The sequence below is a fragment of the Sphingomonas faeni genome, assembly GCF_040407505.1.
GTDB classification, from domain to species: Bacteria; Pseudomonadota; Alphaproteobacteria; order Sphingomonadales; family Sphingomonadaceae; genus Sphingomonas; species Sphingomonas faeni_E.
Genome location: NZ_JAPZPQ010000006.1, coordinates 1 through 23,260, shown reverse-complemented (window position 1 = coordinate 23,260; position 23,260 = coordinate 1). Strand labels below are relative to the sequence as shown.

The following is a 23,260-nucleotide window of genomic DNA, read 5'->3' as shown; positions in this document are numbered from 1 at the left end:
TAACCCTTTCCTCGCCATCACCGGCATCGTGCAGCAAAGCTTGGCTTCCCTGCAAAGACTGGGTTAACAGCCGCCGGAATGGCTGAGGTTTCAGATCGTCCGGCGGAAGGCCGCTTCGACGGGCGCGAGCACCGGTTTCCGGTGCGCGTCTATTTCGAGGACACCGATCTGTCGGGTGCGGTCTATCACGCCAATTACCTGCGCTACATGGAGCGCGCCCGCTCGGACATGCTGCGCGTGGGCGGGATCGACCAGCGCGCGACGTTCGAGGCGGGCGAGGGCTCCTACGCGATCGCCAGCGTCGCCATCCGCTATGCCGCGCCGGCGAAGCTCGACGACGCCTTGCTGGTCGTCTCGCGGATACGCCGTGTCCGCTCGGCCGGGGTCACCATTCATCAAAGGGTCATGCGCGACGGGCTTGTCTTGGCCGAGGCGGATATTGTGGCGGCATTGGTCGCTCCCAATGGCCGCCCACGCCGCCAGCCGCGCGCCTGGATCGATATCTACGAACGCCTTGTCTGGCAGGGGGAAGCATGAATCCGGTGTTGACTATGGATAGCGCGACGCTGTCGCCGATCCACTTGTTCCTCCAGGCCGACTGGGTGGTGAAGGGCGTGATGATCGGGCTGCTGCTCGCCAGCATCTGGACCTGGGCGCTGATCGTCGCGTTCTGGCGGCGGATCGGCAAGACGCGCAAGGGCATGACCCGGTTCGAGCGCGATTTCTGGAAGGCCGAGGATATCGACGTCTTCTACAAGGCGGAGGGCGAGAACGACCTTCCGTCGGCGCGTGTGTTCGCGGCCGGCGTGACCGAGTGGCGGCGCTCCACCGCGGGTGGCACGATCGACAAGAGCGGCACGCGCGAGCGGCTGGCGACGACGATGGGTGCTGCGGTCGCGGGCGAGATCGACAAGCTGTCGGACCGGCTGAACGTGCTGGCGACGGTCGGCTCGGTCGCACCGTTCGTCGGGCTGTTCGGCACGGTGTGGGGCATCATGCGGAGCTTCACCAGCATCGCGGCGGCGCAGAACACGTCGCTGGCGGTGGTCGCGCCGGGGATCGCGGAGGCGCTGTTCGCGACTGCAATCGGCCTGTTCGCGGCAATTCCGGCGGTGATCGCGTACAACCGCTTCTCGCACGGCATCAACCGGATCGAGGCAAGCCTCAACCGGTTCGCCGACGGCTTCCACACGACCTTGAGCCGCCAGCTGGACGGCTCGCGATGAGCGGCCTTCTCATTCCCCTTCCGCTTGCGGGAGGGGTCAGGGGAGGGGCTTCTACCTTCTCCTCCGACAGCGGCATTCGCGGCGCTGCCCTCCCCCGACCCCTCCCGCGAGCGGGAGGGGAGTAGAATGGCGATGAACCTTCCTTCCTCTCGCGGACGCGGCCGTCGCGCGCCGATGGCGGATATCAACGTCACGCCGCTCGTCGACGTGATGCTGGTGCTGCTGATCATCTTCATGGTGACGGCGCCGCTGATGACCGCGGGCGTACCGGTGAACCTCCCCGATGCGCGTGCGAAAGCGCTCGACCAGGAGCAGAAGCCGGTCGAGATCTCGATGGACGGGACAGGCGCACTGTTCATCGACAAGGATCAGGTGACCGACGACGCGCTGCCGATCCGGCTCGCGTCGATCGCCGCCAGCCGGGCGGTCGGGGACGAACCGCAGGTGCTGCTGCGCGCGGATCGGAAACTCGATTACGGCCGCGTGATGCGCGTGATGGGCGAGCTCAACCGCGCTGGGCTGAACCGCGTCGCGCTGGTGACCGTCGAGGGTAACCAGAACTGATGGCTGGCTGATGGACCGTTCGGAGAAGATCGGCTTAGGCGTCGCGGTCGTCGGGCACGTCCTGCTGTTCGGCGCGCTGTCGCTCGGCTTTCTCGGCGCGCCCGAACTGCCGAAGAAGATCGAGCAGCAGCCGATCGACGTGAGCCTCGTGCCCGATGTCGCGCTGGAAGCGACCGCGCCGCAATCGGTGGAGACGCCGGCCGAGTCGGTCGCGCCGGACGAAGGTGCGCCCGAGGATGCCGCGCCGCCTGCTCCGGAAGAAGCCGATCCCGAGCCGAAGCCCGATCCCGTGCCGCCTGCGCCCCAGCCAAAGCCCGCGCCACCGAAACCTGCGCCCAAGCCGCAACCGGCACCCGAGCCGAAGCCTCAGCCCAAACCCAAGCCCGCGCCGCCGAAACCCGTCGCAAAGCCCGCGCCGGTCCCGAAGCCCGTCGTGAAGCCACAGCCCAAGGCCGAGAAGGCGCCACCCGCCAAGGTCGCGCCCGCGAAGTCCGCGCCGACTAAGGCCGCGGCGAAACCGAGCGCCGCGCCCGCGAAGACGTCCTCCGCATCGTCGGCCAAGCCCGCGAAACCGTCCTCCACCAAGGGCAGCGGCTCGACCGCCGAGGCCAAGACCTCGCGGCCACGCGGTTCGCGGCTCGGCGACAATTTCCTCAAGGGTCTGTCGGCCGATCCGTCGCCGAGCAAGTCGGAAGCGCCGAAGGCGGCCAAGCTCGGCGCGCAGGCGGCGGCGAACATCGGCTCGGCGATCCTGCGGCAGGTACAGCCCTGCGCCAACCGCCAGGTCACGCCGGGGCCGGGCGCCGAGCGGATCCGCGTGACGATCAACCTGCGGCTCAACCGCGACGGCACGCTGAAGTCGCGGCCGACGATCAGTGGTCACGCCGGCGTCGACGACGACAACCGGCGCTATGTCGACCGCGTCGACGATCTGGCGATCGCGACCTTCGTCGGGTGTTCGCCGCTACGCGGATTGCCCGACGACCTGTATGACGTGCAGAACGGCTGGAGCAATTTCAGCCTGCGCTACAAACTTCCCGGCTGAGGATGTCCGTTATGACTCGATCGATCCTGGGGTTTTTCCCTTTGCGCCCAACTTTGGTTGCGGGTGACCACCCATCGCGCGGTAACCACCCCGGCGGAGACCGGGGCCCAGTTGGAATGGTCGATGTAACGATGCGCAACGTTACATCAGCGGCGTCCCCCAACTGGGCCCCGGCCTTCGCCGGGGTGGTGTTAGGGGGGCGTAAGGCTCGATCGGTTCTGGCTTCGGTTGGCTTGATGGCCTTCGTTTCGGGCAGTGCAGCATATGCACAGGACGCACCCGCTCCAGCACCACAGCAAACCCCCGCCGATCCAGCCGCCCCAGCCCCGGCAGGCGATCAGTCCGGAGGCCTCGTGGTCGACGTCACCGGCGGTATCTCCGCGCCGATGCCGATCGCGATTCCCGTCATGCCGACGTCCGCGGTCGTCTCCACCCCGGCAGGCTCGACCGACGTGCTCGGCCGCCAGCTCGCCGACATCGTCACCAACGATCTCCGCAACTCAGGCCTGTTCACGCCGCTATCCCCCGGTCAGCTCCGCCCGATCACCTTCCCCGAAGTCACCGCACCCGGGTTCGACTACTGGGGCAGCACCGGCGCGCAGGCACTCGTGCAAGGCTTCATTCGCGCGAACGGCGACGGCAATCTGACCGTCGGCTGCTACCTCTACGACGTATCGTCGAAGGCCGAACTGACCCGCACCGGATTCGTCGTGCCGCCATCGGACTGGCGTCGCGCAGGGCACAAGTGCGCCGACATGGTCTACACCCGCCTGACCGGCGAAGGCGCGTATTTCGACAGCCGCGTCGTCTACGTGTCCGAGACCGGACCCAAGGGGCGCCGCATCAAGCGGCTCGCAATCATGGATCAGGATGGTGCCAATCACCGCTTCCTCACCAATGGCCAGTCGATCGTGCTGACGCCGCGGTTCGCGCCGAACCAGCAGTCGATCGTCTATATGAGCTATCTTAACAATCGCCCGGCGATCTATGTCTACGATATCGGCTCGGGCAAGCAGCGGCTGGTGGTCGCGAACGCGAACCTGACGTTTGCGCCGCGCTTCTCGCCGGACGGGCGCAACATCCTGTTCTCGATGGCGCAGGGCGGCAACACCGACGTCTACCGCGTATCGTCGCAGGGCGGGACCCCACAACGCCTGACCAACTCGCCGGGGATCGATACCGGCGGCAGCTATTCGCCCGACGGCTCGAAGATCGTGTTCGAGAGCGATCGCTCGGGCGGGCAGCAGATCTACGTGATGAACGCGGACGGATCTAACCAGCAGCGGATCAGCTTCGGCGGCGGGCGCTATGCGACGCCGGTATGGAGCCCGCGCGGCGACTTGATCGCGTTCACGAAGCTCGGTGGCGGGTTCCGGATCGGCATCATGAGCCCGAGCGGTGGCGGCGAGAAATTGCTGACCAACGACTGGCAGGACGAGGGTCCGAGCTGGTCGCCGAACGGCCGGGTGATCAACTTCTATCGCTCGGGACGCGGCAGCGGCGGCAAGGCGGACCTCTGGTCGGTCGACCTGACCGGCGTGAACGAGCGGAAAATCCCGACGCCGCTCGACGGCTCCGATCCGGCATGGGGCCCCCTGCGGCCCTGAACCTGCTATGGGGGCACTAACGGGAAACGTGATTTTCTACGGGAGACTATCTATGTCGAAGCTTTCCAACATCTTGCTGGCGTGCACCGCGCTGATCGCCGTTTCGGGTTGCGCGAAGAAGCGCCCCGCGGTGCTGCCGCCCGCACCGGTCGACAACAACGCTGCGGTCGATCCCAATGCGGGCCAGAACAACGGCAATGTCGGCGGGGCGATCGTGCCGGGGTCGGATGCCGACTTCCAGCGCTCGGTCAGCTCGAACACGGTGAATTTCGGGCTCGACATGTACGACATCGATCCGACCGCGCGCGCGATCCTCGACAGCCAGGCGCAGTGGCTGGCCAAGTTCCCGAACCAGCGCATCACGATCGAAGGCCATGCCGACGAGCGTGGCACGCGCGAGTATAATCTCGCGCTCGGCGATCGCCGTGCCAACGCGACGAAGAACTATCTGGCAGCGAAGGGCGTGTCGTCGTCCCGGATGACGACGATCAGCTACGGCAAGGAGCGCCCGGTGGCGATGGGCTCGGACGACCAGAGCTGGGCGGCGAACCGCCGCGCGGTCACGGTGGTGCTGAACTGATCTGACTTGTCCCTCTCCCCTCCGGGGAGAGGGAGGGAGGAGCCGCTTGGCGACGGAAGGGTGAGGGGCTTTGGGACCGACGGTCCGAGCCTCAAGCCCCTCACCCTCCCACGTACAAGCGTACGCGGGCCCCTCCCTCTCCCCGGAGGGGCGAGGGAAAGCAGGTTACCCCAGCGCCTTGTCGAGCAGTTTCGCCAACCGAATACCCCCACGGCGAACCTCTTCGCGCGACACCGGCACCATCCTGGCGATCGTGGCATCGTCCATCTTCACCCGCGCCGGCACCGCACCACACGCGTCCCCGCCAAGCGCCGCCGCATACGCCTCATGCGAGGCCTCCCAGCTCTCCCGGCTCCAGTCGACGACCGTCCCCGCGCCGATCTTCGCGCGTTCAGCCGCGGGATAGCGCCTTACCAAAGACGGCGGCGTCGAGATTGCGCGCTCGGCCAGCGGCCCGTCCCAGATCGAATGCAGGTTGAACCGCGCAGGGCCGTAGATCCCGTAGTCCGCCTTCACGTCGTTGCCGCCCTTGTCGTGGCGGTCGCCGGCATGCAGCGGCTGGTGGAGATCGCCGACGAAGTGGATCAGGAACGCCAGCGCGACGACGCGGTCGCGGGGCAGCGTCGACTTGTCGCGGAGCATCTTCACGTCGCGGTCGATCTGGTACGAGACGCAGTCGCCTTCCTTGCACGCCGGCGTCAGGTCGAACGGCGCGCAGATATCGACGTTCTGGTAATGCCAGCTGTAGGCAAAGCCGAAGCGCGTCGAGCCGTCGTTCAGCTTCAGCGGCTTGATGCAGTCCGCCCAGACGCTGGCCTCCTCGATCGTGCCTGCGGGGCAGGTCGGCGTATCCAGCAATGCCTGTTGCGCGAGCAGCTTGCGGATCGCAGCCTTGGTCTTCGGGGTGACGTTGGCATAGGCGATCTGCGCGACGGTCTGGTGGCCATACTCCCAGAACGCGGTGGCGGGGGAGGCGAGGCCGGTAGCGGCCAGGGCGGCGAGGAGATAGCGCTTCATGTCGGCTCGTTAGCGTAGATCGCGACCGTCCGGCTACCCTCGGACGACGCGCGTCCGCGGTACATGCCGACGGTGTTGAAACCCCAGGCCATGTCGCCGTCCGGCCCCGCGACGATCACCCCGCCGGTGCCGCCAAGCGCCTTCACTTCGGCCAGCACCGCGTCGGCGGCGATCTGAAGCGACTCGCCGGACAGGCGGACGCGCGCGGCGATCTCGTGGCCGACGCCGACGCGGAAGAAGAACTCGCCCGAGCCGGTGCACGACACGGCACACGCGCGATCGTCGGCGAAGGTCCCCGCGCCGATCACGGGCGTATCGCCGATCCGGCCCCAGCGCTTGCCGGTCACGCCGCCGGTCGATGTGGCGGCGGCGACATGGCCGTGCGTGTCGCACGCGACTGCGCCGACCGTGCCGTATTTCATGTCGACGTCGAACCCTCCGCCATCGGCCTGGAACTCGGCGAATTGCCGGCGGCGTTCGTCGGTCGCGAACCAGTCGGCATCGGCCTGGGGAAGGTCGTGTTCGAGCGAGAACGCATCCGCGCCCTTGCCGGCGAGGAAGACGTGGCGCCCGTCGTCGAGGATCGCGCGGGCTAGGCCGACGGGGTTGCGCGTGGCGGTCGCTGCAGCGACTGCCCCCGCCGCCCGCGTGCGACCGTCCATGATCGCGGCGTCGAGCTCCAGCGTGCCGTCATGCGTGAAGACCGCGCCACGCCCCGAGTTGAAGTGCGGGTCGTCCTCCAGCACGCGCACCGCCGCTTCGACCGCATCCAGCGCGCCGCCGCCGTCCGCCAGCACCTTCGACCCGACGTCGAGCGCGCGCGACAGGCCGGCTCTCGCGCCCGCATCCTGCTCGGGCGAGACCATCTCGCTGTCGAGTTTACCGGCGCCGCCGTGGATGACGAGGGTCCAGGTCATGCTGTGTCTTTCGAGGGTAGGGCGCGGAGGCCGATGAGGGGACGGAGCGGCGCGATGCAGCGGCCGATCCAGTAGAAGCCGATGCAGCCGATCGTCGTCGCCCCGAGCAGGCAGGCGAACTCCGCCCAGCCCGGCAGGTCGGCGGGGAGCAGCGCGTACATTACAAGGACGATGATCGTCTGGTGGATCAGGTAGAACGGGAATACCGCCTCGGTCAGCGTGCGGCGCCAGCGATGGTCGCGGTTCCAGTGGCGCTCGGCGATCCCGATCAGCGCGACGATCGCACCCCATTGCTCCAGTGCGTGGGCGACGCCGTAGCCGGGGTAGATCCAGCGCGGCGCGACGATGTCGCCCGGCCATTCGAGCTCGACGCCGATGATCGCGCCATAGCCGAGCACCGCGGCGACCGCGCCGACCTTCCACCAGCGTGCGATCGCCGCCATCGCGGGCTCGGAACGGGCGAGGCCGAAGCCGAACAGGAAGACGGGGAAATAGGTGACGTGCGCGACCCAGTCGCCGAACAGCGCCTGGCTCTCGGCGGCCATCTGGAACCACCAGGCGTGGACGAACACGAGCCACGCGACGGGGAGGACAAGCACCGCCCAGCTGCCGAAGACCCAGTCGAACGCGCGTTGCAGCCAGTCGCCGCGGACGACGACCAGCCCGAGCGTCAAAACGCTCGTGTATACCCAGAGATAGACGACGAACCAGAGGTGGTTCCAGGTCGGCAGCGACAGCCCCACAAGCTTGCCGAACCGGAAATAGTCGTGGCTCCAGAACGTCAGATAGCTGCCGGCATAGGCGTGCTTGGTGACCAGCTCGACCCAGGGTTGTGGGGGGACGATCACCGCCATGCCGAACAGCAGCGGCACCAGCAGGCGGTAGCAGCGATTGGCGAAGAATCCGCCTGTGCCGCTCGACCGGTTGAGCAGCGCGCGGCTGGCATAGCCCGAGACGACGAACAGCAGCGTCAGCCGCCACGCGTTGCTCGCCAGCATCGGCAACCGCACCCAGTCCTCGACATGGAGCGACTTCACATGGAAGTTCCACGGCACGAAGACCATGCCGATATGGTAGAGGATCAGCAGCGCGAACGCCCCGATCCGCAGCCAGTCCATGCCATAATGCCGCATCATCGCGCGGCCCTACGGGGCGGGGGCCGGTGCCGCAAGCGTCGGGCGGCTAAGGCGTTCCCCGCGCCGGTTCACGCCTTCATGCGCGGCGTGCCCATGAAGTCGCGCTTGCCGATGGGCACGCCCTGCCCGCGGAGGATCGCGTAGGCGGTGCTGGCGTGGAAATAGAAGTTGGGCTGCGAGAACGAGAGCAGGAAGTTCGCGCCAGTGAACGGCATGACGAACGTGCCGAACTCGAATGTCGTGTCGTTGTCGGCAAGCGCGTCGAACGTCTCCCGATCGATCCCCTCCAGCGTTGCGATCGCATCGCGTATCACGCTGTGGAGACCCGCGAAGTCGGTCGGCCAGGCCGATCGATCGGGCGAGAAGGTGCCGCAGCGGACGCCTTCGATCCCGCCGACCGAATGCGCTGCGCACGACTTCACCTGGTAGCCGAACGGCAGCATGTCGTCGGCAAGCTTTGCATCGATCAGCGTCGCCGGTTCGATACCCTTCTCGACGGCGAACGCTTCCGCCTTGTCGAGCAGCGCGTCGACCGCACGAAGAATCTGGAGGTTCGAGGGAATCGTCGCATCGTACAGGGACAGGGTCATCGCGTTCGCTCCAAAGGCCGTGCGCCGCTATGGCCGACGATCGCTACTCCGGCCAGCGATGTTCCGTTCCAGCGCGCAAGTCGCTATATAGGCCTCGAACTCCCGAGGAATCTCCATGTCCCTTCGTCCCTGGCGCGATATTACCCGCCGCAAGAGCCGCCAGATCATGGTCGGCAACGTCCCCGTCGGCGGCGATGCGCCGGTCACGGTGCAGACGATGACCAATACCCCGACCGACGACGTGCGCGCGACGGTCGACCAGATCCGGCGCTGCGAAGACGCGGGCGTCGACATCATCCGCGTGAGCTGCCCCGACGTCGAATCGACTGCTGCGCTGAAGCAGATCGTCCGCGCGAGCCGCGTGCCGATCGTCGCGGACATCCATTTTCACTACAAGCGCGCACTCGAAGCCGCCGATGCGGGTGCAGCCTGCCTGCGCATCAATCCGGGCAATATCGGCTCGGCGGCGCGCGTGAAGGAAGTCGTCGATGCAGCCAAGTCCAATGGCTGCGCGATCCGGATCGGCGTCAATGGCGGCTCGCTTGAGCGGCACCTGCTCGAGAAATATGGCGAGCCGTGCCCCGATGCGCTGGTCGAATCGGCGCTCGATCATATCAAGCTGTTGCAGGACCACGACTTTCACGAGTTCAAGGTCGCGGTGAAAGCATCCGACCTGTTCCTCGCGGTGGCGGCGTATCAGCAGCTCGCCGAACAGGTCGATTGCCCGCTGCATCTCGGCATTACCGAGGCAGGCGGGTTCGTCGGCGGCACGGTCAAGTCGGCGATCGGGATGGGGAGTTTGCTCTGGTACGGCATCGGCGACACGATTCGCGTCTCGCTCTCTGCCGAACCGGAGGAGGAAGTCCGCGTCGGCTTCGAGATTTTGAAGGCGCTCGGCATCCGCAACCGCGGCGTCCGTGTCGTGTCGTGCCCGTCATGCGCCCGCCAGGGTTTCGACGTGATCCGTACGGTGCAGGCGCTCGAGGAGCGGTTGCAGCACATCCGCACGCCGATGTCCTTGTCGGTGCTTGGCTGCGTGGTGAACGGTCCCGGCGAGGCGCGCGAGACCGATATCGGCATCACCGGCGGCGGCAACGGCAAGCACATGGTGTATCTGTCGGGCGTTACCGACCACCACGTCCAGGACGCCGACATGGTCGACCACATCGTTCGGTTGGTCGAGGCGAAGGCGGCGGAGATCGACGCGGCGGATGAAGCGATAGCCGCGCTGGTGCCGGAGATGGCGGCGGAATAACGATTTACGCGAGCGGCTCCAACATCCGTTATTTTGAATCCCGTCAGGATGACGCCGTGTGGAGGCAGGCGCCTTTTCTCGTTCTCCCGCGAAAGCGGGAGTCCAGGGTAAGAGACGATAGCGTTCGTGGTCCTGGGGCCCCGCGTTCGCGAGGGAACAACGATTAAAAAGCGTGGAGACCGCTCCAGCGAAACGGAACCGCAACGGCGGTTCCCGCGCCGACGATAGCGTAGCGATGGGATGCCGGTTATGCGGATTGCATGCGGATGATCCAAACACTGATCGTGTACGATGCGGTTTAGTCCGGTGACCCCTCGCGGCGTTTCGCCGGCCTTGGCCTTTGCGGTTGCCGCGCTGGGCATCGGACTGTTCTCCATGATGGATGCGGTGATGAAGTCGCTCGTCCTGGCGATCGGCGTCTATAATGCACTGCTCTGGCGACAGATGATCAGCGTAGGGCTCGGTGCCGTCGCGTGGAAGCTGGGCAATAGCGGGCGACCGAGCGGGCGGGCGCTCAAGCTGCATCTGGCGCGCGGGCTGGTGACGACGGCGATGGCGGTGCTGTTCTTTTGGGGGCTGGCGCGCGTGCCGATGGCGCAGGCGATTTCGCTGACTTACATCGCGCCAATTCTCGCGCTGTTGCTCGCGGCGGTGACACTCGGTGAGCGGGTCGGGTGGAAAACGTTCGTCGCCTCGATCGCCGCGCTGGGTGGCGTGCTGGTGGTGATGATCGGGCAGGGGCGCGAGGTGCCTGGACCCGGAACGTTCCACGGGACGCTGGCGATCCTGGGCTCGGCAGTGCTGTATGCGGTCAACCTGGTGATCGCGCGGATGCAGAGCCAGGCGGCGCGGCCGGGGGAGATCGCATTCTTCCAGGCGCTCGTTATCACCGTCACGCTGGGGCTCGCCGCGCCGTGGCTGGCGGTGATGCCCGAAGCGGCGCAATGGCCGAAGCTCATACTCGCCGCGGGGCTCGCGACCGCGTCGCTGTGGCTGCTCGGCTGGGCCTATGCGCACGGCGATACCGGGTTCCTTGCGACCACCGAATATACGTCGTTCGTCTATGCGGCAGTGCTGGGTTTCCTGGTGTTTGGCGAGCGGGTATCGGCGTTCACGCTGGCGGGCGCGGCGATCATCGTCGTCGCGTGCCTGTACGCGGCGCGGCGGCGTGACATCGCGCAGACATCGATCGAGGCCACTGTATGACCGTCATCCGTTCCGCCACCGCCGCCGATGTCGGCACGATCCTGCGCTTCGTCCGCGAACTCGCCGCGTTCGAACGCGAACCGGATGCGGTCGAGGCTACCGAGGCCATGCTGGAAGAGGCGCTGTTCGGGGAGCGGACTGCCGCGGAAGCTGTGATTGCAGAGACCGCGCAAGGCCCCCTCGGGTTCGCGCTGTTCTTCCACAATTTCTCGACCTGGACGGGCAAGCTCGGCCTGTATCTGGAGGATCTCTACGTGACGCCGGAAGCGCGTGGGCAGGGGGTCGGGGGTGCGCTGCTGGCGCATCTCGCTGGCGTGGCGCTCGATCGCGGTTGTGCACGGTTCGAATGGTCCGTCCTTGACTGGAACGCCGACGCGATCGCGTTTTACCGGAAGGCCGGCGCGGTCGGGATGGAGGACTGGACGATCCAGCGGATGTCGGGGGATGCTTTGGTGAAGCTCGCTGGACGGTAGGGCAGCAAACGATCCTCCCCCGCCAGGGGGAGGTGTCACCGCAGGTGACGGAGGGGGAGGACACGGAACGTCGGTCGGCGCTTACCTCCCCCTGGCGGGGGAGGATTGTCCGTTGCGCCCGCCTAGCCCTTCACGTCGATATTCATCGCGATTGAGATGCGGTCGCCTGTGCCCAAGTGCGGCCGGACGCCGTGGCGGAGCCAGGCGGGGAACAGGATCAGGTCGCCCGCCTCGGTCGGCAGGCGGCGTTCGATGGGCTGCGGCTGGCCGTCGATCCCGACGAGGCGAAACCCCGGCAGCCGCATGAACGGCACCGGGAAGCGCGGGTCCTCGAAGAACAGCTCGCCGCCCGCTTCGCCCTCCGCAGGCGGGGTACCCATGTCGACATAATAGACAGCGGCCCACAAAACGCCGGGATGCGCGTGGCTCATGTTGAGCGCGCCGGGCGGCGACACGTTCGCCCACATCTTGACGGTCCACTCGACGGTCGCCGCATCGCGCCCATCGAAATGCGAGGCGCGCTTCGCCATCTTTACCGCGGTATCGGCGAGCGCGACCGCTGCCGGCCCGCCCCAGTCGAGCATGTCGGTAGCGGAATGCCAGCCACCGACATTCGATCGAGCCAAGCTGGGCGCGGCGGCGTAGCGATCGAGGATCGCGGTGCGCAATGCCGCAGTCAGGGCGGCGGCGTCGGCCAGCCGTCCGTGCAGGATCGGCGTCTCGTACAGTCCGATCTGCGCCGCGCGGACGCGGATACCGTCGAACGGGCGAGACGCCGTCGTCATGCTATCAGCGTCCTGCGGCGTCGTCCGCGTTCATCGGCTCTTCGCCCTTGGCCTTCTCGGTGTTGTAGCGCTCGATCGCCTCGATCGTGACGCGCTTTGCTTCTTCGGCGTCGCCCCACTTGCCGACGCGGACCCACTTCGTCTTTTCAAGGTCCTTGTAGTGGGTGAAAAAATGCTCGATCTGCTCGAACACGATCTCGGGCATGTCGCCGCGCTCGCCGATGTTGGCGTAGTACGGGAAGACCGCATCGACGGGGACGCAGACGAGCTTTTCGTCGCCGCCAGCTTCGTCTTCCAGGTTCAGCACCGCGATCGGCCGCGCGCGAACGACGCAGCCGGGGATGAACGGCGAGCGCGCGATCACCAGTGCATCCAACGGATCGCCATCGGGGCTGAGCGTGTGCGGCACGAAGCCGTAGTTCGCCGGATAGCGCATCGGCGTGTGCAGGATACGATCGACGAACAGCGCGCCCGATGCCTTGTCGAACTCGTACTTCACGGGCTCGCCGCCGGTCGGCACTTCGATGATGACGTTCAGATCCTCAGGCGGGTTTTTGCCGGTCGGGATGAGGTCGATACGCATGGCGGTCCTTTCGATATGACGATGCCGGCGCTCCTCGTCTGGGGAGCGGCCGGCACCACGTTGGATTAGTCTCTGGTCAGCGCGGCGTCAGCAGCTTGTCCAGTCCGCCGTCACCTGTACCCACCTTCTGTAGCCGCGGATAGCGCGGGCCGTCATGGTAATCGAGCAAGATGTCGCGGAAACGGTCGTTGTTCTTTACAGTCAGGCGGATCGGCACTTTCGTACCCTTAGCGGCCAGGATCGCCGCCTTGATCCGGTCCGACGAATAGGCTTCGCTGTTGACCGCCTCGATCTCGGTGCCGACGTCTAGCCCCGCCTTGAATGCCGGGCTGTCCCAGATCGACGAGGTCACGACGCCGTCCTTGTTGATCACCATGCCCAGCGAATAGCTGACATCGGTGCCGCGGGTCTTCTCGGCCTGCTTCAGATACGGGCTCTGCTCGGGGCCATAGACCAGCTTGTAGCCGTTCATCGCGAAGCCGTTGATCGGCGCGGGCTTGCCCGTCTCGGTCAGGCGCGTATTCAGGAACGTCGCCCAGTCATAGGGGACGATGCCGTTCAGCGTCTTCGCGACGTCGGCGAAGGTGTAGGTCAGCTCGCCGTAATCGCCGTCGCGGACGCCGAAGAAGGCACGCGCGAAATCGTCGATCGACTTGGTCCCGTTCGACTTCTGGCGAAGCATCGCGTCGACTTCCATCCAGACCATCAGGCCCTCGTTGTAGTAATCCTCCGAGCGCTGCCAGCTGGTCCAGCCCTTCGGCTTGCGGGCCGAGATCACCGGATCGTTGGTCGTATCGATCAGCGGACGCCACTCGCGACCCTTCGCGGTGTCGTAGATACCGAGGATCGAGGCGTAACCGTCGAGCGTGTCCTGCTTGCTGACCAGCCCCGAGCGCGCCTGAAGCACATAGCCCCAGAACTGCGTCTGGCCTTCGTACACCCACAGCAACGAATCGCGCATCGGCGTGCGGAAATCGGGCGTCCACAGGTCGGCGCCGCGGCGGAACTTGCCGTCCCAGCTATGCGTGTATTCGTGCGGCAGGAGGTTGCGCGCAGCTGCGCCGGTTTCCCATTCGGTGAAATAGCCCGGACGAACGCCGTTCTCCGAACTGCGATGATGCTCCAGGCCGATCCCGCCGAGCTGGTCGGTGATCGACAGCAGGAACTCGTAATGATCGTAATGCTGCGCGCCGAAGGTCTTCACCGCCTGGTCGACGAGCCGTTTGTGTGCATCGATCTGCTCGGGCTTGGCAGCGAGCTGGTCGGGGCTGTCGGCGAACACGTTCAGGTCGACGCGGGGGGAGAGCGGCCAGACCTTGCCGTACTTGCCTGCCAGCGTCGGCGAATCGACGAGGATCTCGTAGTTGGTCGTGTCGTAGCTGTAGGTCGAGCCCGACACCTTGGCCGGCACCGCACCCGCCGCAGTCCAGCCGGCCGGGTAGGTGACGGTCATTTTGATCGGGATCTGGCGCGTGAAATAGCCCGCCGGATAGAGGCTGACGAGGTTTGGCTCGAGGCTGACCATCGTCGGCGTCATCACGATACGGCCCTGGTCGCCCTTGGTCGCGGAGATGAACTGGAATTCGGCCACCACAGACTTCGCGCCGGTAGGCACGTCGATGTGGAACGCGAAGACGTCGACCGGATCACGCGTCCAGGGCACGATCTTGCCGTTGGCGCGGATCACGAGGCCCGCGAGCTTCTCGATCTCGCCGCGCGGGGAATGCGCGCCGGGCAGCCACTTGGGGTAGAGCAATGCCATCGGGCCGGACTTGGCGACCGGGATGGTCTGCTTCACGCGGAAGATGCCACGCTCGGTATCGGTCGCATCGACGTCGAGCAACAGCGTGCCGGGATAGGGCGTGTCGACCGCGTCGGGAATGGTGTCGACGAACGGGACGGGCTGCGGCGCGGTATTGCCGGCGGGGACTTGCGCGAAGGCGGGTACGGCGGATGCGAGCAGGGACGCGACGAGAAGCTTGCGGATCAAGGAAGGGCCTTCCGGCTGAGAGACGATGACACGAGGTGTAATCGCGATAAAGGGCAGCCGTCCAGTCCTTTACCCGGTATCCTCAGCCAGCACTCCCGAGCACGTTGATCGTGAACGCCAGCACGCCGATGTTGAACACGAACGCAGCCATGCACTGGCCGAGCGCGGCTTTCCGCACCCGGCGCGAGGTGATCTCGACGTCCGAGGTCTGGAACGTCATCCCCAGCGTGAAGGCGAAATAGGCGAAGTCCCAGTAATCGGGCTCGTCGCAGCTCGGGAAATCGAGGCCCTTCGCATCCTTGCCGTCCGGATCGTCGACATAGAACAGATGCGCATAATGCAGCGTGTAGATCATGTTCGAGAACAGCCACGCGAGCGCCAGCGTCGAGATCGTCAACGCGATCCCGACCGCGTCGTTCTTGCCCTGCAATTCCTTGGCGACCGCGACCAGGATGACCAGCATGATCGTCCCGCTGAACCCGAGCAGCACCGCACGGTTGGCATCGTTCTCTTCCGCCGCGCGGCGCATCCGCTCGGCGGTGGCGTTGCGGAACAAGGTCGAGACCGCGATCAGGAACACGACCGCGGCGACGTCGAACGCCGCCATCGTGCCCCGCCCGAGCCCGAACCGCGGGATCAGCGCGGCCAGCCCGATCGCGAAGACCAGCACGAACAGGATGAACCGCGGCGGGGCGACTCGTTGGCCGAGGCCCCAATATCTGGGTTTGTCGTTCATGCCACAGCGCTAGCGCTTAGCGGGGACGTCGCCTAGATACGCGCGCATCATGGCCAAGACAGAAACCCCGCGCCGCATCCGTGGCACCCAGGACATTTTCGGCGACGAGCAGCGCCGGTTCGCGCATGTCCTGTCGACGTTCGAACGCGTGCGGGCGCTGTATTGCTTCCAGCGCGTCGATATCCCGGTGTTCGAGTCGACGGCGGTGTTCGCGCGTTCGCTCGGCGAGACGACCGACGTCGTGTCGAAGGAGATGTACACGTTCGAGGATCGCGGCGGGGATTCGCTGACGCTCCGCCCGGAGTTCACCGCCGGTATTGCGCGCGCGTACCTGACCGAAGGCTGGCAGCAGTTCGCGCCGCTGAAGCTCACCACCAGCGGTCCGGTGTTCCGCTACGAGCGCCCGCAAAAGGGGCGCTTCCGCCAGTTCCACCAGATCGACGCCGAGGTGATCGGTGCTGCTGAACCAGCGGCGGACGTCGAGCTGCTCGTGCTGGCGGACCAACTGCTGCGCGAACTCGGGATTTCCGAGGGCGTGACGTTGCAGCTCAACACGCTGGGCGACGCGGCGACGCGCGACGCATGGCGCGAGGCGCTGGTCGCGCATTTCGAGGCGCATCGCGGGGAACTGTCCGAGGACAGCCTGACCCGGCTCGAGAAGAACCCGATGCGGATCCTCGATTCGAAGGACCCGCGCGACCGCCCGATCGCCGACAGCGCGCCCGATATCGACGCGTATCTGACGGACGAGGCACGGGCGTTCTTCGAGGCGGTGACCGCCGGCCTCGATGCGGCGGGTGTCGCGTGGGAGCGCAACGCGCGGCTGGTGCGGGGGCTCGATTACTACCGTCACACCGCGTTCGAGTTCGTGACCGACAAGCTGGGTGCACAGGGGACGGTCCTAGCCGGCGGCCGGTATGACGGGCTGATCGGGTCGCTCGGTGGGCCCGAGACGGCAGGCGTTGGCTGGGCTGCGGGTGTCGAGCGTCTCGCTATGCTGATTGATGAGCCAGCGGTGCCCGAGGTCGACGTCGCGGTTGTTGCCGAAGCTCAAGAGTTTGAGTCTGCGGCTACTAAGCTGACGGCAGCACTTCGGCGAGCAGGCTTTACTGTGGAAGCGAGTGTCACCGGAAACCCGAAAAAGCGGTACGAAAAGGCGCTTAAGACAAACCCGGCCTACGCTATTTCATTGTCTCGCAGAGACGGTCTCGTGAGCGTTAGCGAACGTGGCTTACGAGCTAAATTCCAGCCGGACCAGTTCAGGGCGATCATCGACTCGGCTACCGGCGGTCTTGAATGACCCAAATCTCCCCCGACCGCATCCGCGCGATCGAAGCGCGGCGTGACGAGCTGCAGGCGCTGATGTCGACCGGCGATCTCCCCTCCGACCGTTTCGTCGCGGTGTCCAAGGAATATGCCGAGCTCGAACCCGTCGCCCAAGCCGCCACCGAGGTGCGCCGGCTTCGGCAGGAGGCGGAGAGCCTCGCGTTCATGGCCGAGGATGCCGACGACGAACTCCGCGCGATGGCGTCGGACGAACTGCACGAGAACCGCACGCTGCTCGAGACCGCGGACCGCAAACTCGCGCTCGCGCTGTTGCCGCGCGATTCCGCCGACGAGCGCTCGGCGATGCTCGAAGTCCGCGCCGGCACCGGTGGCGACGAGGCGGCGCTGTTCGCGGGCGACCTGTTCCGGATGTACCAGCGCTATGCCGAATCCCAGGGCTGGCGGGTCGAGATGATCTCCGGATCGTCGTCCGACGCGGGCGGCTTCAAGGAAGTCGTCGCCAGCGTCACCGGCCAGGGCGTGTTCGCCAAGCTCAAGTTCGAAAGCGGCGTCCACCGCGTCCAGCGCGTGCCGACCACCGAGGCCGGCGGCCGGATCCACACCTCGGCAGCGACCGTCGCGGTGCTGCCCGAGGCGGAGGAGGTCGACGTCAAGATCGACGACAAGGACCTGCGCATCGACGTCTATCGCTCGTCGGGCCCCGGCGGCCAGTCGGTCAACACGACGGACTCCGCGGTGCGGATCGTCCACATCCCGACCGGGCTGACGGTGATCCAGCAGGACGAGAAGTCGCAGCACAAGAACAAGGCCAAGGCCCTCCGCGTGCTCAGGACGCGGCTGTACGAGGCGGAACGCGACCGACTGCATGCCGAGCGGGCAGGGGCGCGTAAGTCGATGGTCGGCTCAGGAGATCGTTCGGAGCGGATCCGGACGTACAATTTCCCGCAAGGCCGCGTGACAGATCACCGCATCAACCTGACGCTGCACCGCCTGCCGGAGATCGTCGCGGGCGAGATGGACGAACTGATCGGCGCGCTGGTCGCGCAGGACGAAGCGGACCGCCTGGCGCAGCTGGATGGCTGAGCTTTCCCCAGCCGCAACGGCATTCCCCTCCCGCTTGCGGGAGGGGTTAGGGGAGGGGCTTCTTGCTAAGGGCATCGCTCGGTGACAGCCCCTCCCCCGACCCCTCCCGCAAGCGGGAGGGGAGCAGTAAGTGCAGCGCTCGCCACTGCCGCCGCACAGTTCGCGTTCTCCACCACCCCCCGCCTCGACGCGGAACTCCTCATGGCGCACGCACTTGGCGTCCAGCGTAACGCGATCCTCCTCGATCCGGATCGCTACACCGTCCCCGAGACCTTCGCCGCGCTCGTCGAACGCCGCCTCAACCACGAACCGATCGCGTACATCACCGGCACCCGCGGCTTCTGGTCGATCGACCTCGCCGTAGGCCCCGGCGCGCTCGTCCCCCGCGCCGACAGCGAAACGCTCCTGATCGCCGCCCAAGCGCACTTCGCCGGCCGCGCCCCCGCGACAATACTCGACCTGGGCACCGGCCCCGGCACATTGCTCCTCGCCGCGCTCGACGAATGGCCGGCGCAAGGCCTCGGCGTAGACTATTCCCCCCAAGCGCTCGCTTACGCCCGCGCCAACGCCGCAACCCTCGGCGTCACCGACCGCGCGCGCTTCATCCGCGGGAGTTGGGCCAGCGCGATCGCCGGCCAGTTCGACCTGATCCTCGCCAACCCCCCCTACATCGCCACCGACGAACGCCTCCCAGCCGAAGTCCACGACCACGAACCCCACGCCGCGCTCTACGCCGGCTCAGACGGGCTGGACGACTACCGCATCCTCGCCGAACAGCTCCCCGCACTGATCGCCCCCGGCGGCGCGGCGGTGATCGAGATCGGTTCGACGCAGGCTCCCCCCGTCACGGCGCTGCTCGAAGCGCAGGGCCTGCACGTCGCGCTTCACCACGACTATGGCGACAACCCGCGCGCGCTGGTCGCAACCCACGCCCCCGCGACTTGAACAATATGGCGCTAAACCTCACATTTCGCTTGTAGTAGGTCCCTTGCGGACGCTATCACGCGGGCAGGGGCACGCACTCTCGACGATTGGTCGGTTTAGAGCGATGACCCGCATCCTTCGCTTTGAGGTCGCTGCAGTCCGGCGGCCCTGGCAAGTTCGACGTACCGATCTCGTCTAGATCGTCGGTGCGCGACGGGGGTTTGCACCGCATTTCGGAGCACGACCAGATTTTGGTTCGACGACTGAGGACACAAGCTTGATCAACAACCGGCAAGCCGGCCGCCGTCGCGGTCGTGGCAACAATAATAATGGCGGCGGCGGTAGTGGTGGCGGTCAACGCCAGGGTGGCGGCGGCGGCGGCGGCCAGGGTGGTCGCGATACCGGCAACCGCATCGACAGCCGCGCGCGCGGCAACGCGAGCCAGCTGTACGAGAAGTACAAGAACCTCGCGCGCGACGCGCAGCAGCAGGGCGACCGCGTCAACATCGAATATTACCTCCAGTTCGCGGACCATTATTTCCGCGTCCTGAGCGAAACCCGCGCCCGCTTCGAAGAGAGCCAGCCGCAGGCGCAGCAGCAGCCGCGCCGCCAGCAGCCGTTCGATCTCGACGGCGACGACGATTACGGCGACGAGGGCGAACCGATCCGTTCCGGCGAGCAGCAGGGTACGCCCGAGCAGTCGCGTGGCGAGCAGAATGGCGGCCAGCAGAACGGCCAGTACCAGAACGCGCCCCGTCAGAATCGTGAGAACCAGCCTCGCGACACCCAGAACCGCGAGGACCGCCCTCAGCGTGAAGATCGTCCGCAGCGCGAAGAGCGCCCGCGGTACGAGAACAACCGCTACGAGGGCCAGCGTAATGAGGGTCAGCGTAACGAGTCTCAGCCGCGCAACGAGGGTCAGCGCGAAGATCGCGTCCGTGGCGACAATCCGCGCAACCAGCGCAACGCCCAGTCGCGTGATGCTCAGCCCCGCGACGACCGCAACGGCGAAGAGCAGGATCAGGCCCGTGAGGCCCAGGCACGCGAGACTCAGTCGCACGAGACCCAGCCCCGTGACGAGCAGGTCCGCGAACCCCGCAGCGATTACCGCGATGCGCCGCAGCGCGAGACGATCCGCCGCACGCCCCGCGTGAGCGCACCGGTCGCCAACGCCAACCAGGATTCGGAAGCCGATGCGGTCCGTTCGGTAACCGAAGCCCCCGAGCAGGTGGCTCAGCCAACCGAAACCGTCGAGACGGCGATGCCGGTCGCTGCGACCGAGGAACAGCCCCGCCGTCGCGGTCGCCCGCGCCGCGATCGCAGCCTCGACGCACCTGTCGCACAGGACCAGGGCGCGACCGAAGATGCGGCACCGACCGCATTCGACGCGGACCGCCTGCCGCCATCGCTCGGGATCTCGGCAATAACGCCGGCGCCAGCACCTGCGAAGGACTCGCCCGCCGCCGATGCTGCGCCCGAAGAAAAGCCCCGCCGTCGCCGCGTTCGTGCGGTACCGGACGAGGTCGCAGGCTGAAGCCGTCATCCCGGCCTTTTCCGGGATCACGCTGAGACTTGAAAAGGCCGGTGCCGCTTCACGCGACACCGGCCTTTTTCATGCCCGACCATATCAGCGCCGCGCGCTCAATCGAGCCGCGTCACGTCCTCGTCATGCCCGCTTCCCGAACTGAGGAACGCGAGCCCCATCAACAGTCCGGCCATCATCACCGATCCGCCGACCCCGCCGATCACCGCGAGCATCGTCACGAGGTGCAGCGGACCTTGCACATGCGCCATCGCCGCAATGATCGCCGCGACGCATATCGCTGCCGCCAGCACCATCCACGCCATGATCGCCCGGAACCGCGCCCATGCGAATGCAGCGTATTGCGGGTCGTCCAACCCGGCCGGCGGTTCAGGCAGTCGATCGGTCATCGCTTCACATTGCCGCGCAAACATGGTTTCCTCAAGCCGGGCGCACTAGACGCAGTTGAGGAGAGGCGAAGATGACGATCGCGGCGATCCTGAAGGACAAGGGCGACATACAGTCGCTGACCCCCGATTCTACCGTGGCCCAGGCGGTGGCCCTGCTCGCGGAGAAGCGGATCGGCGCGGCGCCGGTGCTCGATGGCGGCAAGGTCGTCGGCATTTTCTCCGAACGCGACGTCATCCACTGCCTGCAATCGGATGGCGCAGCGGCGCTCGAACGGCGGATCGGCGACGTGATGACCACCGCGGTAAAGTCGATCGGGCCCAACGAGTCGGCGATCGGCGCATTGTCGCTGATGACCCAGCGACGCATCCGTCACCTGCCGGTGATCGAGGGCGAAACGCTGGTCGGGTTTGTCTCGATCGGCGATCTGGTCAAATACCGCATCGACCGGATCGAGGCCGATGCCGCGGCGATGCGCGAATATATCCAGTCCGCGTAACTAGGCGGCGACCGGCTGCTTCCGCGCGACCGCGATCAGTTCGCGCACGGTCGCCCGCGCAAAGACCAGCATCCACGCCGCATAGACCGCCGCGCCGATCGCCACGAGCATCATCAGCCGCCAATGCGCATCGAGCGGTGGCAGCGCGCGATCCACCAGCCCGACGATCAGCGCCATCGCGATCGCCGCCAGTGCCGGCGATGCGACCGCGCGCGCCACGTCGCGTGCACGAACGCCGATCACCGGCAGCGTCCGCCAAGCGCTGATCCCCAGGTAAAGGGGATAGGCCGCGATCCACGCCACGCCCATCCCGGTCGGACCCCACTGGACACCGACCAGGAATGCTGTGGTCAAAATCAGCGCTCCGACCGCGCCGTTCTGGACGCCGATCCCTGGTCGGCCGCGCGCATCGGACGCGGGCGTGAACAACACCTGCAACGTCATGAACGGCATCGCCAGCGCGAGCAGGTGGACGATCGGCGCCGTCTCGCGCCATTTGTCACCCAGCACGGTCAGTACCAGCGGCTCGGCGGTCGCGGCCAACCCCATGTAGAACGGCATCGCGACGATCATCACCATCCGGACGCCCTTCACGAACGCGCGCCCGATCGCATCGGGATCGGCCTGCATCCGCGCATAGGCGGAGAAGGCGACCTCGTTCAGCGGCGGCACGAACTTCGAAACGAAGATCTGCGTCAGGAACAGGCTCGTCGTGTAAATCCCGAGCGTATGCGCCGAGAAGCTGCGTCCGGCGATGAACACGTCGGTCTCGCTTTGCAGGAACCAGAACAGCTGCCCCGCCGCCATCACGCCGCCATAGCGCGCGATCGTCCCAGCACCGCGAAAGTCGAAACTCGGCCATACGAGGGACCGCGCGCTCCACGTCATCATCGCGCCGCGCACGCTGAACAGCACGATCGGCGCGATCACGAGCGTCCAGACGCCAAGGCCGTACAGCGCACCACCCAAAGCCACGCTGGCGGAGGCGATCGACGCGGTGATGTTCGCCTTCGCCTGATGGCGAAAGTCCATCGACCTGGACAGCAGCGCGTACGGCAGCGCGATGAAGGGCGTCGTCAGGTATAGCAAAGCCTGTACTCGGAGCATCTCGCCGACGATCGGCTGCCGGTAATAGGCCGACGCAAGCGGCGCCAACGATACCTGTATGATCGCCAGCGTGACATTGAGCAGGATCAGCATGCCGAACAGCTGGCGAACTTCGCGCTCGGTAATCGTCTTCTGCTGGATCAATCCGCTGGCGAGGCCATAGCCGTTGAGCATCCCCATGAAGGTCAGGATGACCTGGCACATCGCGAACAGCCCGTAATCCGAAGGCGCCAGGATACGAATGACGAGGAACGTGGCGCTCCATTGCACGAGCTGCGCGACGATCTGGCTCCCCGACCGCCAGATCAACGCGCTACGTACCTGTCCGGCGAGCGAACTTGGCTCGCCGGGAACGGGAGTGGCGGCGACAGGTGCGGGGCTCACGGTGTCCATCGTATCGGGCATGTAGCGGTAATGGCCTTCACAATCGCTTAAGGCGATGACGTAGAGCGCTTAAGGCGATGACGTAGGGACGATCGAGCCAAGGCGTCGGACGTGACGTGCAGCGGCAAAGGCGCGGGACGCGATCGTCGAACGTATTGTGATCAGCGGCTTGGAAGGGGTGTGGGGCGTCCTAAACGCGCCAATCCGAGAAAATTGCCACAAATGTGAAAGATTGTGTTTGACGCGAATCGGAACCCCGCCTAGAGGGGTGTCACCGCAGCGGAGTGCCTCACCGGCTTCTGGAGCGGTCGCAAAAAACCGGATGCTGCAAGCTTC

24 protein-coding genes are annotated in these 23,260 nt (G+C 66.4%); 14 read left to right on the top strand and 10 right to left on the bottom strand.

Features of this window, described 5'->3' with window-relative positions:
- The first annotated feature begins 78 nt into the window (after positions 1 to 78).
- The 6 genes from O6X71_RS16555 (at position 79) to pal (ending at position 5,022) form a co-directional block, all read left to right on the top strand.
- Positions 79 to 537, top strand: coding sequence for a YbgC/FadM family acyl-CoA thioesterase (locus O6X71_RS16555; protein WP_353466833.1), 459 nt, complete (start codon positions 79 to 81; stop codon positions 535 to 537).
- Positions 534 to 1,226, top strand: a complete 693-nt coding sequence (tolQ, locus tag O6X71_RS16550) for a protein TolQ (RefSeq protein ID WP_056053223.1) — start codon at positions 534 to 536, stop codon at positions 1,224 to 1,226. Before O6X71_RS16555 ends, tolQ begins: the two co-directional genes overlap by 4 nt.
- Positions 1,227 to 1,352: 126 nt before the next feature.
- The gene (gene tolR, locus O6X71_RS16545) at positions 1,353 to 1,790 is read left to right on the top strand and encodes a protein TolR (RefSeq protein ID WP_307087538.1); all 438 of its coding nucleotides are present in this window, start codon (positions 1,353 to 1,355) and stop codon (positions 1,788 to 1,790) included.
- A gap of 10 nt (positions 1,791 to 1,800) precedes the next feature.
- A complete protein-coding gene (locus tag O6X71_RS16540) occupies positions 1,801 to 2,835 on the top strand; it encodes a cell envelope biogenesis protein TolA (RefSeq protein WP_353466831.1) in 1,035 nt (344 codons plus the stop codon).
- Positions 2,836 to 3,071: 236 nt separating this feature from the next.
- Positions 3,072 to 4,442 carry a Tol-Pal system beta propeller repeat protein TolB gene (gene tolB / locus O6X71_RS16535; protein WP_353466829.1) on the top strand — a complete coding sequence of 457 codons (1,371 nt, stop codon included), beginning with the start codon at positions 3,072 to 3,074 and terminating at the stop codon, positions 4,440 to 4,442.
- A 52-nt stretch (positions 4,443 to 4,494) separates the two neighbouring features.
- Complete coding sequence (gene pal, locus O6X71_RS16530) at positions 4,495 to 5,022, top strand: peptidoglycan-associated lipoprotein Pal (RefSeq protein WP_353466827.1); 528 nt, start codon at positions 4,495 to 4,497, stop codon at positions 5,020 to 5,022.
- 165 nt (positions 5,023 to 5,187) lie between these two features.
- On the opposite strand, the gene O6X71_RS16525 is transcribed toward pal, so the two are convergent.
- The 4 genes from O6X71_RS16525 to O6X71_RS16510 all read right to left on the bottom strand — a co-directional run bounded on the left by O6X71_RS16525 (position 5,188) and on the right by O6X71_RS16510 (position 8,682).
- Complete coding sequence (locus O6X71_RS16525; protein WP_353466825.1) at positions 5,188 to 6,039, bottom strand: S1/P1 nuclease; 852 nt, start codon at positions 6,037 to 6,039, stop codon at positions 5,188 to 5,190.
- Positions 6,036 to 6,956 carry an isoaspartyl peptidase/L-asparaginase family protein gene (locus O6X71_RS16520; protein WP_353466823.1) on the bottom strand — a complete coding sequence of 307 codons (921 nt, stop codon included), beginning with the start codon at positions 6,954 to 6,956 and terminating at the stop codon, positions 6,036 to 6,038. Before O6X71_RS16520 ends, O6X71_RS16525 begins: the two co-directional genes overlap by 4 nt.
- Entirely contained in the window at positions 6,953 to 8,092 is a 1,140-nt protein-coding gene (locus tag O6X71_RS16515) for an acyltransferase family protein (protein WP_353466821.1), read from the bottom strand. The genes O6X71_RS16520 and O6X71_RS16515 overlap by 4 nt, the downstream gene beginning before the upstream one ends.
- Positions 8,093 to 8,160: 68 nt before the next feature.
- On the bottom strand, positions 8,161 to 8,682 hold the full coding sequence (locus O6X71_RS16510; RefSeq protein ID WP_353466820.1) for a DUF1993 domain-containing protein: 522 nt from the start codon (positions 8,680 to 8,682) through the stop codon (positions 8,161 to 8,163).
- Positions 8,683 to 8,797: 115 nt separating this feature from the next.
- Between O6X71_RS16510 and ispG the strand changes: the two genes are divergently transcribed.
- The 3 genes from ispG (at position 8,798) to O6X71_RS16495 (ending at position 11,616) form a co-directional block, all read left to right on the top strand.
- Complete coding sequence (gene ispG, locus O6X71_RS16505; protein WP_353466818.1) at positions 8,798 to 9,937, top strand: flavodoxin-dependent (E)-4-hydroxy-3-methylbut-2-enyl-diphosphate synthase; 1,140 nt, start codon at positions 8,798 to 8,800, stop codon at positions 9,935 to 9,937.
- A gap of 306 nt (positions 9,938 to 10,243) precedes the next feature.
- Positions 10,244 to 11,143, top strand: coding sequence for a DMT family transporter (locus tag O6X71_RS16500; RefSeq protein WP_353466816.1), 900 nt, complete (start codon positions 10,244 to 10,246; stop codon positions 11,141 to 11,143).
- Entirely contained in the window at positions 11,140 to 11,616 is a 477-nt protein-coding gene (locus tag O6X71_RS16495; RefSeq protein WP_353466814.1) for a GNAT family N-acetyltransferase, read from the top strand. Before O6X71_RS16500 ends, O6X71_RS16495 begins: the two co-directional genes overlap by 4 nt.
- 122 nt (positions 11,617 to 11,738) lie before the next feature.
- Here the strand turns inward: O6X71_RS16495 and O6X71_RS16490 are convergent, their stop codons facing one another.
- The 4 genes from O6X71_RS16490 to O6X71_RS16475 all read right to left on the bottom strand — a co-directional run bounded on the left by O6X71_RS16490 (position 11,739) and on the right by O6X71_RS16475 (position 15,710).
- Positions 11,739 to 12,401 carry a TIGR02466 family protein gene (locus O6X71_RS16490; RefSeq protein WP_353466812.1) on the bottom strand — a complete coding sequence of 221 codons (663 nt, stop codon included), beginning with the start codon at positions 12,399 to 12,401 and terminating at the stop codon, positions 11,739 to 11,741.
- A 4-nt stretch (positions 12,402 to 12,405) separates the two neighbouring features.
- Positions 12,406 to 12,984, bottom strand: a complete 579-nt coding sequence (gene ppa, locus O6X71_RS16485; protein WP_353466811.1) for an inorganic diphosphatase — start codon at positions 12,982 to 12,984, stop codon at positions 12,406 to 12,408.
- Positions 12,985 to 13,060: 76 nt separating this feature from the next.
- Positions 13,061 to 14,974, bottom strand: a complete 1,914-nt coding sequence (locus tag O6X71_RS16480; protein ID WP_353466810.1) for a M61 family metallopeptidase — start codon at positions 14,972 to 14,974, stop codon at positions 13,061 to 13,063.
- A gap of 82 nt (positions 14,975 to 15,056) precedes the next feature.
- Positions 15,057 to 15,710, bottom strand: coding sequence for a DUF1345 domain-containing protein (locus O6X71_RS16475; RefSeq protein ID WP_353466808.1), 654 nt, complete (start codon positions 15,708 to 15,710; stop codon positions 15,057 to 15,059).
- A gap of 49 nt (positions 15,711 to 15,759) precedes the next feature.
- On the opposite strand from O6X71_RS16475, the gene hisS reads away from it, so the two are divergent.
- From hisS to O6X71_RS16455, 4 genes are all read left to right on the top strand, one after another.
- Positions 15,760 to 17,010: a histidine--tRNA ligase gene (gene hisS / locus O6X71_RS16470; protein ID WP_353466806.1), complete on the top strand. Its 1,251-nt coding sequence runs from the start codon at positions 15,760 to 15,762 to the stop codon at positions 17,008 to 17,010.
- Entirely contained in the window at positions 17,007 to 18,080 is a 1,074-nt protein-coding gene (gene prfA, locus O6X71_RS16465; RefSeq protein ID WP_056053173.1) for a peptide chain release factor 1, read from the top strand. Before hisS ends, prfA begins: the two co-directional genes overlap by 4 nt.
- 81 nt (positions 18,081 to 18,161) lie before the next feature.
- Positions 18,162 to 19,025, top strand: a complete 864-nt coding sequence (gene prmC, locus O6X71_RS16460; RefSeq protein ID WP_353466804.1) for a peptide chain release factor N(5)-glutamine methyltransferase — start codon at positions 18,162 to 18,164, stop codon at positions 19,023 to 19,025.
- Positions 19,026 to 19,281: 256 nt separating this feature from the next.
- Entirely contained in the window at positions 19,282 to 20,538 is a 1,257-nt protein-coding gene (locus O6X71_RS16455; protein ID WP_353466802.1) for a DUF4167 domain-containing protein, read from the top strand.
- A 107-nt stretch (positions 20,539 to 20,645) separates the two neighbouring features.
- Here O6X71_RS16455 and O6X71_RS16450 read toward each other — a convergent pair whose 3' ends face one another.
- Positions 20,646 to 20,936: a hypothetical protein gene (locus O6X71_RS16450; RefSeq protein ID WP_353466800.1), complete on the bottom strand. Its 291-nt coding sequence runs from the start codon at positions 20,934 to 20,936 to the stop codon at positions 20,646 to 20,648.
- Positions 20,937 to 21,007: 71 nt separating this feature from the next.
- Here O6X71_RS16450 and O6X71_RS16445 point away from each other — a divergent pair, with 71 nt between their 5' ends.
- Complete coding sequence (locus tag O6X71_RS16445) at positions 21,008 to 21,433, top strand: CBS domain-containing protein (RefSeq protein WP_136189012.1); 426 nt, start codon at positions 21,008 to 21,010, stop codon at positions 21,431 to 21,433.
- On the opposite strand, the gene O6X71_RS16440 is transcribed toward O6X71_RS16445, so the two are convergent.
- Positions 21,434 to 22,933, bottom strand: a complete 1,500-nt coding sequence (locus O6X71_RS16440) for a lipopolysaccharide biosynthesis protein (protein ID WP_435368509.1) — start codon at positions 22,931 to 22,933, stop codon at positions 21,434 to 21,436.
- Positions 22,934 to 23,260 lie beyond the last annotated feature (327 nt).